The organism is Glaciibacter superstes DSM 21135 (assembly GCF_000421145.1).
Lineage (GTDB): Bacteria > Actinomycetota > Actinomycetes > Actinomycetales > Microbacteriaceae > Cryobacterium > Cryobacterium superstes.
This window is the reverse complement of sequence record NZ_ATWH01000028.1, coordinates 1-16,081: the sequence shown is the minus strand read 5'-3', so window position 1 is coordinate 16,081 and position 16,081 is coordinate 1. Positions and strand designations below refer to the sequence as shown.

The following is a 16,081-nucleotide window of genomic DNA, read 5'->3' as shown; positions in this document are numbered from 1 at the left end:
ACCGTCACTGACCCAAACCCGGTTCATCACCTTCCCCGGGTCGATCGCCACCACCAGAGCCGATGCACCCAAGGGCGCTTGAAGCAACATCACGGACCTCCTCACCGCCGAACGGCGCTAAGCCCGCGTCACCAGCGGTACTCGCCAGTGATCACGGCAAGGCCATCGCCTCGACGGCCTACCATCAGCCTGCGCTCCTCGATGTCAATGTCGTTCATGCTCGCTGCGCTGCGCGTGCTCCACATTGACATCTCCCACGCTCCGGCCGTGGCTAGCCGCCTATCAAGGCGACGCCCCCACTCATGGCTTATCAGCTGCTGCCCGGCAAGGCATCCGTATGGAACACCAGGGTGCAGGCTGGAGTGCGCGCTCCGCTAACCAGCGGCCAGTGCCGGGAACACATGCAGGCGAAGCAGCGGTGCGAACACCGCTTCCGCATGGTCGCCTCCCGGGTGCACCCAGAGCAGCTCTTCGATCTCTGCGGCCGCGACGGGAACAATCTGCGCCGTGCTGACGAACACCGTCGCGTCGACTGTGGTGTCTGCTTCGTTTGCGGCCGGCGCACTCCACGCGCCGAGCAGGGTGATGTCGTCTGGCGTCAGTTCCACCCGGATCTCCTCGGCGACTTCGCGTACTGCGGCCGCCGGGGCGGTTTCGCCGGCATCGAGCTTTCCGCCCGGGAGCTGAAATCGTTCCGATCCCTTCTTCCGCACTGTCAGCACGCGGGAATCGGCGTCGCGGAAGCACACGGCAGCAACGGTGAGAGTCTGGGTCAACATTCGACCACGGTATCAACCGTTGCTGCGCGGCAACTCCAGGCGGCGAACGGATGCCGCGGCAAGCGTCAGACGGACGCCACGGCGCGCTCGAGTGCGGCGAGAGACTGGGCGACGTCGTCGGCATCCGTTGACCAATTGCTGACCGAGATGCGGAGCACATCGCGATCGTGCCACCGCGACCCAGACATCCACGCCGTGCCATCCGCCAGGAGCGCCTGGGTCACCCGGCGGGTGCGGTCGTCGTCACCGAAACTCACACTCACCTGGGTGAACACCACCTCGTTGAGCACCTCGGCGCCCGGTATCAGCGCAATCCCGTCGGCCAGCTCCCTGGCACGCAACGCCAGCCGCTCGACAAGATCGACCACCCCGGAGCGCCCGAGCGAACGCAGTGCTGCCCAGACCGGTACCCCGCGAGCGCGACGTGAGAGCTCTGGAACCTTCTCGAACGGGTCCCCTGGGCCCGGGTCATCCGTCACCAGGTAGCTGGTGTGCACGCCGAACGTGGCACGCACGATCTCCGGCCTGGCCACGATCGCCATGCCGCAGTCGTATGGCACGTTCAGGGTCTTGTGTGCATCTGTCGCCCACGAGTCGGCGAGCTCGAGGCCCGCCAGTTCGGCACGATAGAGAGGAGAGGCCGCGGCCCACAGGCCGAACGCCCCGTCGACATGCACCCAGGCTCCGCGATCGTGCGCGACCTGGGTCGCGTCGTTCATCGGGTCGAACGCGCCGGAGTGCAGATTGCCGGCTTGGAGGCAGACGATGGCCGGGCCTTCTGCACCACCGGATCGATCCATTGCTTCGGCGAGCGCTTCAGCACGGATACGCCCCTGGTCGTCAACGTCAACGACGGTCGGAGCGCCGAGACCCAGGTACCGAAGGGTCAGGTCGATGACGTCGTGCCGTTCAGCGCCGACGAATACCCGGATGCGAGGCGCCCCGGCGAGGCCGTCGGCTGCGAGATCCCAGCCGGCCAGGTCGAGAACATGCTGCCGGCCCGCCGCCAGGCCTACGAAGTTGGCCATGGTCGCGCCGGTGGTGAACCCGACGTCGGCGCCCGGCGGCAAGCCAAGCAGGTCGAGCAGCCATCCTGCGGCGGCTTCCTCGGCCGCCGCCGTAGCCGGTGTCGCGAACCGCATCCCGGCGTTCTGATCCCATGCGCTGACCAGCCAGTCGGCACCGAGTGCTGCGGGAAGCGTTCCGCCGATCACCCAGCCGAAGAAGCGGCCGGAGCCCATCGCCATCAGGCCCGGCTCCGCCAGTGCGGCCAGCTCATCAATGACGACGGCGGGGTCGGTCGGATGTTCCGGCAACGGTTTTGCAAAACCGTCCAAGAGTGCGTCGGCCCGGTGCCGGGGGGCCACCGGCCTGGTGGGCACCGACTCCAGCCACTCCAGCGCGTGGGCGCTCGCGCGCGCCAGCGCATCGTCGAAAACTCCTCGTTGAGTTGACATGTGCTCATCTTATGACCGGCGGTCGAAACGCGCGATCGCATTCGTTCTTCCTATCGGACACATTCGCGTTGGACACCGTGGCGTGCGCAGAGCAGGCTGGTCACATGGAATACACCCACCTCGGCCGCAGCGGCCTGAAAGTCTCTCGACTCGCACTCGGCACCATGAACTTCGGCCCGGAGACGGAGGAGCCGGCAGCGCATTCGATCATGGACTCCGCCCACGACTACGGCATCAACTTCTTCGACACGGCGAATGCGTACGGCGGCAGCCTGGGCAAGGGCGCCACGGAGCAGATCCTCGGCAACTGGTTCGCCTCTGGCGGCGGACGCCGCGAGCGCACCGTGCTCGCCACCAAGCTCTACGGCGACATGGGCGCGTGGCCGAATGAGAGCAAGCTCTCCGCTCTGAACATCCGCCGGGCGCTCGACGCGAGCCTCGCCCGCCTGCAGACGGAATACATCGACATCTACCAGTTCCACCACGTCGACCGCGATACTCCGTGGGACGAGATCTGGCAGGCGATGGAGACCGCCGTAGCGCAGGGCAAGATCCTCTACGCCGGCAGCAGCAACTTCGCCGGCTGGCACATCGCCACGGCCCAGGCGGAGGCGCGGCGCCGCAACTTCACCGGTCTGGTCAGCGAGCAGTCGATCTACAACCTGCTCACTCGCGACATCGAGCTCGAGGTCATTCCGGCCGCGGTCGGCAACGGGCTCGGAATCATCCCCTGGTCGCCGCTGCACGGCGGGCTGCTCGGCGGGGTGCTGCGCAAGGAGCGCGACGGCAAGCGCCGCCTCGAAGGGCGCGCCGCTGAAAGGCTCGCCACCCACCGAGACGCGATCGAGCAGTATGAAGACTTCGCTGCTGAGCTCGGCCACGAGCCGGGTGACCTCGGCCTGGCGTGGCTGCTGCACCAGCCGGCCGTCACCGCGCCGATCATCGGCCCGCGCACGCAAGGCCAGCTCGATGCCGCGGTGCGCGCACTTGACGTCACGCTCGATACAGATGCCCTCGCTCGCCTCGACGAGATCTTCCCCGGTCGAAAGACCGCTCCGGAAGACTACGCCTGGTGAGCGCGCTCTCTGTTCTGTTCATCGGCGGCACCGGTGTGATCAGCGCCGCTGCCGCCGAGCGTGCCGTCGCTGCCGGACATCGGCTGACCGTGCTCAATCGCGGTAACGAAAGTCTCCGCCCTGCTCCAGCGGAAGCGGAACTGCTGCGGGCAGACATCCGAGACCCGTCGTCTGTGCGTTCTGCGCTCGCTGACCGCGAGTTCGACGTTGTGGTCGACTTCATCGCGTTCACCGCCGACCAGGTTGCCGCAGACATCGAGCTGTTCGAGGGTCGCACCGGTCAGTACGTCTTCATCAGTTCGGCGTCGGCGTACCAGAAGCCGCCTGCGCACCTGCCGATCCTCGAGTCGACGCCGTTGCGCAACCCCTTCTGGCAGTACTCGCGCGACAAGATCGCCGCCGAGAACCTGCTGGTGGAGGCGTACCGTGAGCGTGGTTTCCCGGCCACCATCATCCGCCCCTCTCATACCTATGACCGCACCAAGATCGCCCTGACCGGCGGCTGGACCGACATTGCCCGGATGCGGGCCGGCTTGCCTGTGGTCGTGCACGGCGACGGCACATCGCTGTGGACGCTCACGCACAGCACCGATTTCGCGAAGGCGTTTGTCGGTCTGCTGGGCCTGCCGCAGGCTGTCGGTGACAGTTTCACGATCACCTCAGACGAGTTTCTGACGTGGAACCGCATCTACGAGTTGTTCGCCGAGGCGGCCGGCGTGCCGGCACCGAAGCTGGTGCACATCGCGTCGGAGACCATCGCGCAGGCCGCGCCGGAGATTGGACCTCAGCTGCTCGGTGACAAGTCGCATTCGGTGATATTCGACAACAGCAAGGTCAAGGCGCTGGTGCCCGAATTCGTCTGCACGACACCGTTCGTGCGGGGTGTGCGGCAGATCATCGACTGGTACGACGCGCATCCAGAGCAGCAGGTCGTCGACGACGCGCTCAACGTCACCTTCGACGCGTTGGTCGCCGGCGCGATGCCTCGCTGACCCAGGGGGGAGTCGTCGGTGTCGGTGGTCGGTGGCAGCCTCGGTGCATGGATACGGTGCAGCCACGGATTGACGAGATTCTCACGTCGTTCTTCACGGAGCGGCTTATCGGTGCGACGGGAATGGTGCGGAAGCGCATTCTGCGGGTTGAGGCACTGCTCAGGGAGTGTCTCGAATCGGAGGGCGAGGAGATCCTGGTCCCTGCGGACAGAGTTGTTCTGGCCGCCGAGCGCGAGTTCGGGCCATCCGGTGCCTTCGCCCGCACCATGTATGCCGAAGACCTGGTGTTCGTTCTTTGCCTGTTCGTGAAGTCACCCTGGCTCCAGGGCGACCGGCTTCTTCAGCCGGTGCAGTTGCAGGTGGTGAAGGCCCTGGTGACGAACATCTCTGTTCGAGATCTCATCGACCTGCATGGGTTGGCGTGCATGCTGCTCGACATCGGCGCAGACGTCAGGGCCGCCACCTGGAACCTGAACAAAGACCGTCGCGAGAAACAGCGTCTTCGCCGACGGGCGGAGCGGGTGGAACGTGTGATCACAGCGAACGACGAGTACCGCCGGCGAGCGGATGCTGGTACTGGGTGACCCGCGCGGAATAGGCGGGCTGTCACCTACGGCACATCCCAGTCCGCTTCAGTGGCGAAGCGAAACGGATGCCTGTTACAGTCGCCGGGACGAGGGGCGCAGGTGCACACGATGAAGCTCACGCACATACTGGTCCACGGACTGCTGACCGCGGGCCTGGTGATCAGCTTCGCAGGATGCGCCGCGTCGACGGGTTCGGGAACGACTGCCACGCCGGAACCGACGCCGACGCCGACGCCGACGGCAGCCGCTTATCCCATGCCGGACCTTGGACCGTCGCCGGCTCCAGCCGTCCTCACCGAGGAGGGAATCGAGCAGCTCCGGCTCGAGTCAGTAGAAGCCCAGTGGACAAGGGTGCTGGTTCGCTACCCGGGAGCCGCTCGGCCCGAGACCCAGTTCGCCGGCTACCTCGCCGGCGATGCGCGCCTGCAGGCGATGCGTGATTGCCTCGAAACCCACAACGTTACGATCAGCGAATCACGGTCAGGTTGGGAGGCAGACGCGCCCATCGTGAGCGTGGGACCAGATGCACAGAATCAGGAGGAGGCGGTCGGGGGCTTCATCTGCATGACGATGTATCCATTCACACCGGTGCCGGCGCCGACGGACGCTCAGCTCGGGTACATCTACGACTACCTCACCCAATTCATCGTGCCGTGCTACCAAGCAAACGGTGTCGCGAGGGCCGACGACGCCGCGGCGCCGACCCGCGAATTCTTCATCGCCAACTGGCCGAATCAGAACTGGTTCCCATCGCCCGACATAGCAATGGTGGACTCGCCCGAATGGGATGCCGTCAACGACGCCTGCCCGCCCACGAAATAGCGCCGATGGCTTCAGGCAATGTTCGGCTTGTAACGAGTGCGGTGCCTCCGCCTCGCCGAATAATAGAGCTGGTCACGCGAATTGAACGGCTGCGTAGGCCAGAACCGCGATGACCACCCAGGAGAGCAGGCCGACGACGAGAGCGCGCCAACCGGTGCGCACCAGTTCACGCAAACGCACAGCGGTTCCGAGGCCGAACAGCGCCATGGCGAGCATGATCGTCTGCAGCGTGTCTGCCACCTCGAGCACGGGTTCTGAAAGCGGAATGAACGTGCGCACGAGCACAGCGCAGATGAAGCCTGCTACAAACAGTGGAACGATAGCCGGTCTTTTGCCGCCGTTCGCGGCTGAATCGGCCGCGAGTGAACGACGCCGAACGACCAGTGAGGCGACAGCCACCATCGGCGCGAGCATGAGCACCCGAGTTAGTTTGACGATGATTGCCACCCCGAGCGCCGCGGCGCCGGCGGTCTGCGCGGTTGCAACGACCTGCCCCACATCGTGCACGCTCGCCCCGACCCAGTGACCGAAGTCGACGGCGTTCAATCCGAGCGGATGCCACAGCAACGGCAGGACCGCTATCGCCAGCGTGCCGCACAACGTCACAAGGGCAACCGGCGTCGCGGTTTCCTTATCCTTCGCCTTCACTATGCTGCTCATCGCTCCGATTGCCGACGCCCCGCAGATCGAGAAACCCGTCGCGATCAGGAGCGGCTGGTGTCCCGGCAGCCGAAAGATTCGTCCGAGCCAGATCGTGATGCCGAAGGTGAGCAGGACGACGACGACCACCGTGAGTATCGACAGCCACCCGAGCGAGGCGATATCGACCAGACTCAGTTTGAGCCCGAGCAGCACGATTCCCACGCGCATCAAGCGTTTTGCCGCGACAGAGAGACCCGGCGCGAGAATGCCGGTGACCGCAGGAAGGGCTCTCGGCACCTGGGCCACGATGATGCCGAGAACCACCGCCGCCGTCAATATCGGAATCGCGGGAATGAGTGCGTGCACCCCCCAGGCGAGAATGGTTGCCGCACCAGCCATCGAAACACCCGGGAGCCAGCGGAAGCGCTTCCGCCTCTTCGCGTGAGTGGTTTCCGGTGCTTCGGTTGCTGAACTCATCATTCAACAGTGTGCCATTGACCGCGGGTGCGGTAGAGACCGTATTGTTGTGGGGCTACAACTCTTGGTTGTGGGGAAGGTCATCATGCTCAGTCATCACGTGCCTGATCTCGTGGCGATTCAACTTCTCACCGCCGTCGACGAGCTGGGCAGCCTGTCATCGGCGGCGCAGCGCCTGGGCATGTCTCAGCAAGCGGTGTCGATGCGAATGCGGTCCCTCGAATTGCAGGTGGGCGTCATCCTCCTCCAGCGCACGCCCCGCGGAACGACGCTCACCGAAGCCGGGGCGATAGTCCTGGGGTGGTCAACTGAAGTTCTCGCAGCCGCCGAGCGACTCGACGCCGGGATCGCGTCCATCCGTTCTGAGGCACTTCGCCAACTCGATATCGCGGCCAGTCGCACAGTGGCCGAGTACCTGGTTCCGCGGTGGCTGCTGGCGCTCAGGGGGCGACAGGAGGCGGCCGGACAGGTCGCGACCCAGATCGGGTTGACGGTCGTCAACAGTGAAGCGGTCATCGAGTTGGTTCGCTCCGGGTTGATGCCGCTTGGGTTCATCGAAACGCCCGCCCTCCCGAACGATCTCAGGGTGCAATTGATCGGATTCGATGAGCTGAAAGTTGCGGTTGCCCCGAGTCATCCCTGGGCAGAACGCACAACGCCGCTGACCGCGATCGAACTGGCTCGCACTCCGCTGGTAACCCGTGAGGCCGGCTCGGGGTCGAGACTGTCGCTAGAGCAGCTGTTGTCCGAGGCCGGGATCGAGCGCTCTGAGATCGCTCCGCCACGGATGAGCCTTTCTACGAATGCGGCCGTGCGCACCGCCATCGTCTCCGGCATTGCGCCCGGTGCGCTGAGCTCGCTCGCGATAGCGGATGACATCTCGCTCGGCAGGCTCGTTGACGTACCAATGGAGGGCTTCATTCTGCGTCGCGCGCTGTCTGCGATCTGGCAGGGCGGCACTCAGCCGCGTCATGACGCCGCGCGCGCTCTTATCGCAATCGCGCGAACGGCAGGCTGAGTGGGAACGGTCAAGCGGCACACCGGCAATCTGTATCGCAAGCTCGGCGCCGCCCCCCGCATGGACGCGGTGCGCAAGGCGACCGTCATCGGCATCCTCGCTGACCGGTAGCTGAGAGTCGCGGCGAGGATGGCCTGGGTGATGCGTTCCTGGGCGCCCGGGCTGGCCCCGACACCATCGGTGGTTTCGCGTCAGCCGCGCCGATCTGCGCGGTGCTGCTCGAGCATCCGCTCGCCCGCGTCGACGTAGTTCTCGAACAGTGCGGTGACGTCATGGAGTCGCTCCCGCGCGGAAGCGCCGTGAACGAGCTCATCGCCGAGCCTCAGCGTGCGAACGAACTCCTTCGCCCGCTCGTGGCTGGCGGCGAGCAGCGACTCGAGCCCGCCGACCGCCTCAACGAGGAGCAGCCTGCTGCCCGGCTGCGGGATGGTGCGCGCGAGCCCCCACGAGACCAGCTCCCTCACCGACGTGCTCACCGCCCCTTTGCTGAGGTCGATCGACGTGCCGATGCTCGCCAGGGAGATCGGGTCTTCACAGAGCAGCAGCTGGGCGTAAACCCGGCCGGTGGCGTGCGACAGATTCCAGGATGCGAGCAGGTCGCCGACTCCCTGGATGAAGGCGTCGCGCTGAGATCGGGTCACGACCTCACTCCCCGCTCTTCACGCTGGTCAGGAAAGACTCCAGGATGGCGCTCACAGCGTGAGGAGCATCCTGAGTCACCAGGTGGCCGGCGCCGGGCACGACATGTTCGCCGACGCCTTCGAACTCTGCCCACTGCGGCATTGCCGTGGCGATGTTCCCTGTCGAGTCCTTCTCTCCGCGGATGAGGCAGAGTGGCACGGGTGTCGTATACGACGAATCGGGGGCGACGAATTCGGTGGTCGCCCTCCACACGGCGATGAACTCCTGCTTGCTCATCTGCGAGAACGCTCGAACGGCGTCCTCTTGGGCACCGGAAGTGACGGCGGATGCGCGCGCCATGATCCGAGGAAGTGACCGTGCCGGGATGAGCGACAGCGACGGAGCCGCGATCGACAGGAGTAGTCGTTCCACGCGGGTGAGGGGCCCCGTGTTCCACGTTGAGTCCATCACGATGAGCCCACGGAAGTCGTCTGGGCTGCGCCGGACCAGGTTCTGCGAGAGGTTGCCGCCGAGGGAGTGACCGGCGAGTATGGGCCGGTCCAGTTCCAGTTGCTGAATGAGCGCGAGCACGTCGTCAACGGCGCCCTGCGCGGTGAAGCCAGAAGAGTTCGGCCTGGAAACCCCGTGCCCCCTCATGTCCCAGACGACGACCCGGTGCCCGCGTGAGGTGAGGTGGTGCGCCTGATGATCGAACATGTGGTGATCTGCACCGGCGCCGTGGCTGAGGAGCAGCGCGGGGCCATCGCCTCCCAGGTCGGCGTAGTGCAGGGCGCAGCCCGGGCGATCGAGCGTCTCGGTTAGATTCACCATTTACTAAATCTAGCTGCTGGGATGCCATTGCCAGCGCCAATGCCAATGCCAGTGCCGCGTAGGCTGAGAATGAGGGCGAGCTTCCGACTCGACCTCCGCTTCGCAGCGGATGGTTCGCACGAGTGGCCCGACTGTCCATCGAAGGGAAGTGAGATGACCGACCGACTCGGCAAGGCCGACCACGAGGAACATGTCGATCTGCTCGTCATCGGGTGGGGCAAGGGCGGCAAGACTCTCGCCGGTACCGCGGCGCGCCTTGGGCAGCGAGTCGCGCTGATCGAGCAGTCAGCCGACATGATCGGCGGGTCATGCATCAATGTCGCATGCGTGCCCACCAAGATCCTTATCCACGACGCAGCCGTGCGTCGTGAGTCCGACGATCCAGACGACTATTTCGCCGCTGCTGTGGCCAGGCGCGACACGCTGACGGCGGCCATGCGACAGAAGAACTTCTCCCTGCTCGATCAGCTCGACTCTGTGCTCCTGGTCTCTGGGCGTGCGGAATTCACCGGTGAACGCGAGGTTCTGGTAACCGGCGGGGACGACACCCTGCGCATCACCGCCGACACCGTGATCATCAACACCGGTTCGGTGCCGGCCGTGCCGTCGATCAACGGTGCACAGATCGGCGGGAGCATCCACAATTCGGAGACCCTGCAACATGTCTCGCCGTTGCCTCGCTCGCTCGTGGTGGTCGGTGGCGGCTATGTGGGGCTGGAGTTCGCTGGGATGTTCGCGCACTACGACTCGGCGGTGACGGTGCTCGACCGCGGCGAGCGCCTGTTGGGCCACGAAGACGCCGATGTGGCCGAGACCGTCGCCGAGGTGCTGCGCGGCGACGGGGTCACGATTATCTCGGGCGCTACGGTGACCTCCGTCGTCGATGGGGACGACCGGGCCTCGATCACGTACCTGGCCGCCGGCGAGGAGCATCAGATTGATGCCGATGCGGTGTTGGTGGCGCTGGGCAGGTCGGCGGCAACGGAAGGGCTTGGGCTGGAGCGGGCAGGAGTGACAACGGATGATCGGGGGTACGTCGTCGTCGATGAGTACCTGCGCACCAGTGCGCCGGGGGTCTTCGCCGTTGGCGATGTCAATGGTGGTCCGCAGTTCACCTATGTCTCGCTCGATGACAATCGCACCATCGCCGATCAGCTGTTCGGTGACGGTCAGCGCTCCACCGACGACCGGGTAGCCGTGCCGTACACGATGTTCCTCACCCCGCCGCTTTCCAGGGTCGGGCTGACGGAAGACCAGGCGCGCAGTGAGGGCTACGACGTGCAAGTCGGGGTCAAGAAGATGGCGGATATCGCCGCGGCGCCGCGGGCAAAAATCGAAGGTGACCCACGAGGCATCGTCAAGTTCGTCGTCGACGGGGCCACTGACCAGGTGCTGGGCGCTGCGCTGATGCACGTGCACTCGCAGGAGGTGATCAACCTGGTCGCCTTGGCCATTCGTCACAAGATCACGGCCACGGCGCTGAGGGACTCGATCTACACGCATCCGTCGTCGACAGAGGCGCTGAACGAGGTGCTCGCCGCCTTGAGTTGAGCTGGCATTTAGGCAGCGTTTCGCTCTTCACGGTCTGCTTGTGAGCAGGGCCGCGACGCCCGCGATGTGCCGGGCGAGGGCCGGACGATCCGGGACAGGCAACGGGGGCTCAGTGACCAGCACGTGGTGAATTGCGGCGGTCAGGACGAAGCCAAAGGCCTGCGTGTCAGCGTCTTCGCGGACCTCGCCGGTTCGTTGTCGAGACTCGAGGAATGCAGTCATGACGGCCGCCCACGAGCGAGTGGCACCCGCTGCAGCCGCCGCGCGGAGGAACTCGTCGCCACGAGGACCCCGGCTCACCTGGTCGACGAGGTCGGGTGCCAAAGAGTCGAAATGAAGAGTGGCGAATTCCATGATCCTCGTGGCCAGATCGCCGCCGGTGCGTTCGGACCAGTCATCGATCTGTGCAATGAGCTCCCGGAGCGAGCCCCAGGCCAACTCCCACAGCAACTCGTCCCGCGAGGTGAATGCCTTGTACGAGAGCCCGACAGCTGTTCCGGCTTCTCTCGCGAGTGCCCGCATCGTCAGGCCCTTCGTTCCCTCTCGCTTCACGATGCTGCGTGCGTGCGTCAGCAGTTTCTTGCGTAGTTCGTTGCGTACTTCGTCAGTGTCTCGTGCAGCGCGCGCCAAGGGTGTCGACCTCCAGAGGGTTGACGACAAAACTACCATGAACTAGTGTTCATGAACACGCGTTCACGCCTTGCCAAAACGGGAAAGAGATAACCATGAGCACAACCAAGGGAGACCGCCCAGCCGGCGTCACCGCCACAGAACCCGGTGCCGGCCGGGTGATGCTTCACTTCACCATGTCGCTCGACGGCTTCATCGCCGGCCCAAATCACGAGACGGACTGGATGTCCGGCTTCTCGGAGCTTCCTCCAGGAGCATTCGAGGCCTACGCGGAAGCTGTGGGCGCGGTCCTGTGCGGACGGGATTCGTTCGATGTTGATCCGAGCATCGACGGCATCTACGGGGGCGGCTGGAATGGTCCGGTGTTCCTGCTGACTCACCATCCCGAAGACGCACAGGCAGTGGAGGGCTTGCGGGTTCTTAGCTGCGACGTAGCTGAAGCCGCCGCGATCGGGCTGGAAGCCGCGGGAGGGAAGGATCTTGAGGTCTTCTCTGCGTCGATCGGCCGGCAGCTTCTCGAGCGCGGCCTTGTCAACGGCATCGAGCTTCACATCATCCCGATTCTCCTGGGGCGCGGGATCCGTCTGTTCGACGCGCACGATGGACCACCAATCAGACTCGAGAACCTCGTTGGCGACGACGTCGCTGCGGCGATCACCGTGCGTTACCGACCGCTGCCAGCAGCTGATGGATCGAATTGAGCATCCGATTGGCTAAAGGGGCTTCTGCCGTACTGGCAGCCATCCATGTCAACGACGGTTAGGTGTGACGACCGAGGCGTTCCTCAGAGCGCCCCGGTTGCTGCCGTCTCGGTGACGCGCGGCGTGCCGTCGAAGATCAGTAGACGGTCAGCGAGCTTGTCAACGAAGAAGCGATCGTGGCTGACCACGATCACCGCACCAGGGAAGTGCGTGAGCGCCCGCTCCATCACCTGAGTGCTCGTGATGTCGAGATGGTTCGTCGGCTCGTCGAGCACGATCACGCCGGCACCGGAGAGCAGGCACTGTGCGATCGCGACGCGGGCTCGCTGACCGCCCGAGAGGGTCCCGACCTTCTGCTTCAAGTCGGCGTCCGAGAACTGGAGCATCGAGAGAAAGCGGTTGACACTCTTCTTGGTGGCGGTGAGCGCGAGCGAATCGGGAAAGGCGTTCACAGCGTGGCCGACGGTGTCACCCAGATCCAGCTCTGCATACACCCGGTTGTACGACACGAACCGCACACCCCTCGCCCAACGTACGCTTCCGGCATCCGCTTCAATGTCACCGGTGAGCACGTCGAGCAACGTCGACTTGCCAGAGCCGTTCGACCCGAGCACGGCAACACGATCGCCACGGTGCAGACTGAACGACAGCCCTTCGAAGAGGGGAATTCCACCGAATCCCTTGGCGAGCCCGTCAACGGCGAGCAGGTCGTTGCTGAAGCGCAGTCCGTCGTAGATTCCGGTGATGATCTGGTCGATCGGGCGCGGCGCCTGGCGTTTTTTGATCTCGGCGAGCTTGCGGGATGCCGCGTTCGCCGGATTGCGCGCCGCCTCTCGTCGGGCGGTGCTCGCCGCCTGCTCGTAAACCAGCAGTTCCTCTTCGTGCGCAAACTGTCGCTCGAGCATCTTCAGGCGCGAGTGCTTGGCCGGCACGTAGGCCGAGTAGTTCCCTTCGTACTCCTGCAGGCGAAAGTTCTCGATCTCGACGATGCGGGTGACCATCGCGTCGAGGAACTGGCGATCGTGCGAGACCACGAGCACCGCACCGGCGAATCCCGTCAACCAGTTCTCGATCCACCGCACACCATCGAGATCGAGGAAGTTCGTGGGCTCGTCGAGCAGGAGAACATCAGGTGCCTGAATGAGAATCAGCGCGAGCGCGGCACGGTTGCGCCATCCGCCCGACAGCTGATCAACCGGCAGGTGCCGCCGCTCTTCGTCGAACCCAAGACTGGTGAGCACGGTGTCGATCGTGTTCTCGTACGTCCAGCCGCCGATGGCATCCATGCGCTCGAACAGTTCGGCCTGCTCGGTGAGCAATCGCGTCATTGCGCTGTCGTCCATGGGCTCGGCGAGCTGCGACCCGATCTCGTCGAGGCGAGCCTGCGTCTCGTGCACGGTGACCAAGTGCCCACTCAACGTCTGCCACGTGCTCTGCTCGCCGTCGAGCTCAGAGAACTGTGAGAAGTACCCGATCGTTGTGCCGAGGGTCACATCGACAGAACCACCCGTCGGCTGCTGCCGCCCGAGCACCAACTCGAGAAACGTGGTCTTCCCCGTGCCGTTCTTGCCGATGAGCCCGACGCGGTCTCCCTTGCGCAGCTTGAGGAACGCCTCCCGCAACACCGGTCGCCCGTCGAACTCCATGCTGACGTCGTTCAGGCGGATCAGGCTCACAGCTATCCTCAGATCAAATGGGGTGTTCAGGGCGAGACGGATGCCTCGAGCCGACACAATGCGCCAGGCGGAGTGGTACCGGGCTCTGGCCGACTCAACTCTAACCGGCAGATCTCAGGCAGCGGCCACCTACCCGCCGGAGCTGAACGGTTGATTGACGGCGACGAATATCAGCCAGAGGGCACAGTTCGCGATGAGTGCGACGGAAGCGACCATCCAGGGACGCATCCGTGCGAACCGGGCCAGGAAGACAACCAGACAAGCGCTGATGATCGGTAGATAGATGAGTGCTGACTTGGCAAGTGACCCTGCCTCACTCAAGCCGCATGCGGCGCGTGCCTCGGCACCGCTCTCTGAGTATCCAGTCCCCAAGATGAGCACCAGCGCGAGCACCGGGAATACGAGGAAGGCGCTGAGTACCAGGGAGAGTGTCCCCGGGCCCATTTGCCCCTGTGTTGTCCCAAGAGAACTCCGAGGCTGATGAGCACTGCGCCACCGCTGGACCAGGCGAGGCTGAGCCATGTCGATGCCACCGTACTTGCGAATGGCTCAAAACAGTTCGCCGCGCGTGCCGTTGGGGACAAGAGAAACTGCACGGCACCGGCAATCGCGAACATGCCGGGGTCAATGCGCCCGAAGTGACATCTCGGTTCAGCGAGTACTGCATCGTCAGATGAAGGCTGTATCGCTATGTTCGCGTGAATCGTATTTTCATTCGAATTCGTGAGGACTATTGTTAGAATTCTCTCGCTTTTATGTTCTATCTCTGTTACCTTTGGGATACCAAGAAACCCCGCTCGACTGGTATCAGGAAGGTGACCCGGCTCAATGACGATGACGGCCCCGACTCCCGCAGGTGCCACTGCTGCGTTGCCGTTGAAGGATGCGCTTCAGATCGCTGCGGATCTCATCCGGGAGTCGCTGGCTGGGGCGTCGTTCACCAGGATGAACGATGACGAAAACGTTGAAGCTCTCGACGGGTTCGAGGTGGTCGGCCGGCTCGTGGACGCCGGCCGGGTCGGTACCGCCCACCAGGTCGAGGAACGCTCCGCCCGGCACCTGGGCCGGGAGTCGCTGGCATGGAAACGCGGTTGCAAGTCTGGTCGTGACCTGATCACCCGCGTCACCGGTGTCTCAGGGAAAGAAGCGGCCCGCCGCATCAACCTCGGCAACCGGGTTCAGCCTCGCCCACAGGGCGGCACGGTCCTTCCACCGTTGTTCCCCGCAGTGAATGCGGCGCTGACCGCGGGACTGATCACACTCGATCAGGCAGACGTGATCGTCAACGGACTCACCAGTCTCACCAACCACTGCACCCCCGACGACCTCGCCGCCGCCGAAAACGCCCTCATCGCCTCCGCCATCGGAGCCGCCGATGCCGAGACCGCCAGCAGTGTTGATTCCGACAGTGCTGATGGTACCGACGGTGCTGATGGTTCGGGCGACGTGGGTGCGGAGCGCAATACGGGGTTCGCGTTCAGCGCCGACCTGCTGCGCATCCAAGTCAACGTGTGGAAAGCACGCCTCGACCCCGACGGGACAGCACCCAACGAAGAACCCTCCGAAGCACGCAGCAACTTCGGCTTCGGACGCATACGCAACGGCCTCTACCCGCTCCGCGGCGGCGTGACCCCCGAAATGCGCGGCGTCCTAAACGGCCTCTTCGACACCTACCTCAGCGCCCACGCCGCAACCCCGTCGTTCCCCAGCAAGAAGGAACAAGCCACCTTCGATCAGATCGTCGCCCAACGCGACCAAGACATTGAGAACCGTGAAGGCATCGAAGCCGGGGAGATCATCCCCGGCGCTGAACTCGACACCGAGTTCGCCGGCCCCGCCCGGCCCATCGGCGAGAAAAGGGCAGACATCCTCCGCGCCGCTTTGGAACGCATCACCCGCGATGCCGACACTCCCACCCTCGGCGGTGCAGCCCCCACCGTCATGGTCCACGTCAACGCCCAAGACCTGGCCTCAAACACCGGTGTCGGCTGGATCGACGGTGTTGAAGACCCCATCAACCTGAAGACCGTGCGGCAAATGATGTGCGCCGGCGGCTACCAAACCATCATCTACGGCGATGACGGCGACATCCTCCACCTCGGCGGCAAACAACGCTGCTTCACCACCAACCAACGCAAAGCCATCATCGCAAGAGACGGCGGCTGCATCATCCCCGGCTGCAACGCACCCGTTTCCTGGGTCGAACTCCACCACGTCACCG

The 16,081-nt window shown here is 64.6% G+C and carries 16 protein-coding genes; 8 read left to right on the top strand and 8 right to left on the bottom strand.

What is annotated here, in order from left to right:
• Positions 1 to 374: 374 nt before the first annotated feature.
• Together K323_RS0123060 and K323_RS0123055 are read right to left on the bottom strand one after the other, a co-directional pair.
• Complete coding sequence (locus K323_RS0123060; RefSeq protein WP_022887622.1) at positions 375 to 779, bottom strand: NUDIX hydrolase; 405 nt, start codon at positions 777 to 779, stop codon at positions 375 to 377.
• A 65-nt stretch (positions 780 to 844) separates the two neighbouring features.
• Positions 845 to 2,236, bottom strand: coding sequence for a pyridoxal phosphate-dependent decarboxylase family protein (locus tag K323_RS0123055; RefSeq protein ID WP_022887621.1), 1,392 nt, complete (start codon positions 2,234 to 2,236; stop codon positions 845 to 847).
• Positions 2,237 to 2,340: 104 nt separating this feature from the next.
• Between K323_RS0123055 and K323_RS0123050 the strand changes: the two genes are divergently transcribed.
• From K323_RS0123050 to K323_RS0123035, 4 genes are all read left to right on the top strand, one after another.
• Positions 2,341 to 3,312, top strand: a complete 972-nt coding sequence (locus K323_RS0123050) for an aldo/keto reductase (RefSeq protein WP_026852036.1) — start codon at positions 2,341 to 2,343, stop codon at positions 3,310 to 3,312.
• The gene (locus tag K323_RS0123045; RefSeq protein WP_022887619.1) at positions 3,309 to 4,304 is read left to right on the top strand and encodes an NAD-dependent epimerase/dehydratase family protein; all 996 of its coding nucleotides are present in this window, start codon (positions 3,309 to 3,311) and stop codon (positions 4,302 to 4,304) included. Before K323_RS0123050 ends, K323_RS0123045 begins: the two co-directional genes overlap by 4 nt.
• 47 nt (positions 4,305 to 4,351) lie before the next feature.
• Positions 4,352 to 4,888, top strand: coding sequence for a hypothetical protein (locus K323_RS0123040; RefSeq protein ID WP_022887618.1), 537 nt, complete (start codon positions 4,352 to 4,354; stop codon positions 4,886 to 4,888).
• Positions 4,889 to 4,999: 111 nt separating this feature from the next.
• The gene (locus K323_RS0123035; protein ID WP_157509558.1) at positions 5,000 to 5,713 is read left to right on the top strand and encodes a hypothetical protein; all 714 of its coding nucleotides are present in this window, start codon (positions 5,000 to 5,002) and stop codon (positions 5,711 to 5,713) included.
• Between the two features lie 72 nt (positions 5,714 to 5,785).
• Here K323_RS0123035 and K323_RS0123030 read toward each other — a convergent pair whose 3' ends face one another.
• Positions 5,786 to 6,754 carry a YeiH family protein gene (locus K323_RS0123030; RefSeq protein ID WP_051147501.1) on the bottom strand — a complete coding sequence of 323 codons (969 nt, stop codon included), beginning with the start codon at positions 6,752 to 6,754 and terminating at the stop codon, positions 5,786 to 5,788.
• A gap of 163 nt (positions 6,755 to 6,917) precedes the next feature.
• On the opposite strand from K323_RS0123030, the gene K323_RS0123025 reads away from it, so the two are divergent.
• Entirely contained in the window at positions 6,918 to 7,850 is a 933-nt protein-coding gene (locus K323_RS0123025; RefSeq protein ID WP_084697652.1) for a LysR family transcriptional regulator, read from the top strand.
• Between the two features lie 191 nt (positions 7,851 to 8,041).
• On the opposite strand, the gene K323_RS0123015 is transcribed toward K323_RS0123025, so the two are convergent.
• Positions 8,042 to 8,491 (bottom strand): GbsR/MarR family transcriptional regulator, encoded by a 450-nt coding sequence (locus tag K323_RS0123015; protein ID WP_022887613.1) that lies wholly within the window; start codon positions 8,489 to 8,491, stop codon positions 8,042 to 8,044.
• A gap of 4 nt (positions 8,492 to 8,495) precedes the next feature.
• Positions 8,496 to 9,302 (bottom strand): alpha/beta fold hydrolase, encoded by an 807-nt coding sequence (locus tag K323_RS0123010; protein ID WP_022887612.1) that lies wholly within the window; start codon positions 9,300 to 9,302, stop codon positions 8,496 to 8,498.
• A 153-nt stretch (positions 9,303 to 9,455) separates the two neighbouring features.
• Between K323_RS0123010 and K323_RS0123005 the strand changes: the two genes are divergently transcribed.
• Entirely contained in the window at positions 9,456 to 10,853 is a 1,398-nt protein-coding gene (locus tag K323_RS0123005) for a dihydrolipoyl dehydrogenase family protein (protein ID WP_022887611.1), read from the top strand.
• A 27-nt stretch (positions 10,854 to 10,880) separates the two neighbouring features.
• Here the strand turns inward: K323_RS0123005 and K323_RS28245 are convergent, their stop codons facing one another.
• Positions 10,881 to 11,483, bottom strand: a complete 603-nt coding sequence (locus tag K323_RS28245) for a TetR/AcrR family transcriptional regulator (protein ID WP_022887610.1) — start codon at positions 11,481 to 11,483, stop codon at positions 10,881 to 10,883.
• Between the two features lie 95 nt (positions 11,484 to 11,578).
• On the opposite strand from K323_RS28245, the gene K323_RS28240 reads away from it, so the two are divergent.
• Complete coding sequence (locus K323_RS28240; protein ID WP_022887609.1) at positions 11,579 to 12,184, top strand: dihydrofolate reductase family protein; 606 nt, start codon at positions 11,579 to 11,581, stop codon at positions 12,182 to 12,184.
• A gap of 83 nt (positions 12,185 to 12,267) precedes the next feature.
• Here K323_RS28240 and K323_RS0122990 read toward each other — a convergent pair whose 3' ends face one another.
• Both K323_RS0122990 and K323_RS0122985 read right to left on the bottom strand, forming a co-directional pair.
• Positions 12,268 to 13,860: an ABC-F family ATP-binding cassette domain-containing protein gene (locus K323_RS0122990; protein ID WP_022887608.1), complete on the bottom strand. Its 1,593-nt coding sequence runs from the start codon at positions 13,858 to 13,860 to the stop codon at positions 12,268 to 12,270.
• A gap of 129 nt (positions 13,861 to 13,989) precedes the next feature.
• On the bottom strand, positions 13,990 to 14,304 hold the full coding sequence (locus tag K323_RS0122985) for a hypothetical protein (RefSeq protein ID WP_022887607.1): 315 nt from the start codon (positions 14,302 to 14,304) through the stop codon (positions 13,990 to 13,992).
• A 384-nt stretch (positions 14,305 to 14,688) separates the two neighbouring features.
• Here K323_RS0122985 and K323_RS29225 point away from each other — a divergent pair.
• Positions 14,689 to 16,081: HNH endonuclease signature motif containing protein (locus tag K323_RS29225; RefSeq protein WP_022887606.1), on the top strand; the 1,393-nt coding region annotated here is incomplete at its 3' end.

What these genes read in the sequence shown, in the direction of transcription:
- K323_RS0123005 (WP_022887611.1), top strand. Translation starts at nt 9,456, where the DNA reads ATGACCGACCGACTCGGCAAGGCCGACCACGAGGAACATGTCGATCTG.
- K323_RS0123030 (WP_051147501.1), bottom strand. Translation starts at nt 6,754, where the DNA reads ATGGCTGGTGCGGCAACCATTCTCGCCTGGGGGGTGCACGCACTCATT.
- K323_RS0122985 (WP_022887607.1), bottom strand. Translation starts at nt 14,304, where the DNA reads ATGGGCCCGGGGACACTCTCCCTGGTACTCAGCGCCTTCCTCGTATTC.
- K323_RS0123040 (WP_022887618.1), top strand. Translation starts at nt 4,352, where the DNA reads ATGGATACGGTGCAGCCACGGATTGACGAGATTCTCACGTCGTTCTTC.
- K323_RS0123010 (WP_022887612.1), bottom strand. Translation starts at nt 9,302, where the DNA reads ATGGTGAATCTAACCGAGACGCTCGATCGCCCGGGCTGCGCCCTGCAC.
- K323_RS0123055 (WP_022887621.1), bottom strand. Translation starts at nt 2,236, where the DNA reads ATGTCAACTCAACGAGGAGTTTTCGACGATGCGCTGGCGCGCGCGAGC.
- K323_RS0123035 (WP_157509558.1), top strand. Translation starts at nt 5,000, where the DNA reads ATGAAGCTCACGCACATACTGGTCCACGGACTGCTGACCGCGGGCCTG.
- K323_RS28240 (WP_022887609.1), top strand. Translation starts at nt 11,579, where the DNA reads ATGAGCACAACCAAGGGAGACCGCCCAGCCGGCGTCACCGCCACAGAA.
- K323_RS0123025 (WP_084697652.1), top strand. Translation starts at nt 6,918, where the DNA reads ATGCTCAGTCATCACGTGCCTGATCTCGTGGCGATTCAACTTCTCACC.
- K323_RS0123050 (WP_026852036.1), top strand. Translation starts at nt 2,341, where the DNA reads ATGGAATACACCCACCTCGGCCGCAGCGGCCTGAAAGTCTCTCGACTC.
- K323_RS0123060 (WP_022887622.1), bottom strand. Translation starts at nt 779, where the DNA reads ATGTTGACCCAGACTCTCACCGTTGCTGCCGTGTGCTTCCGCGACGCC.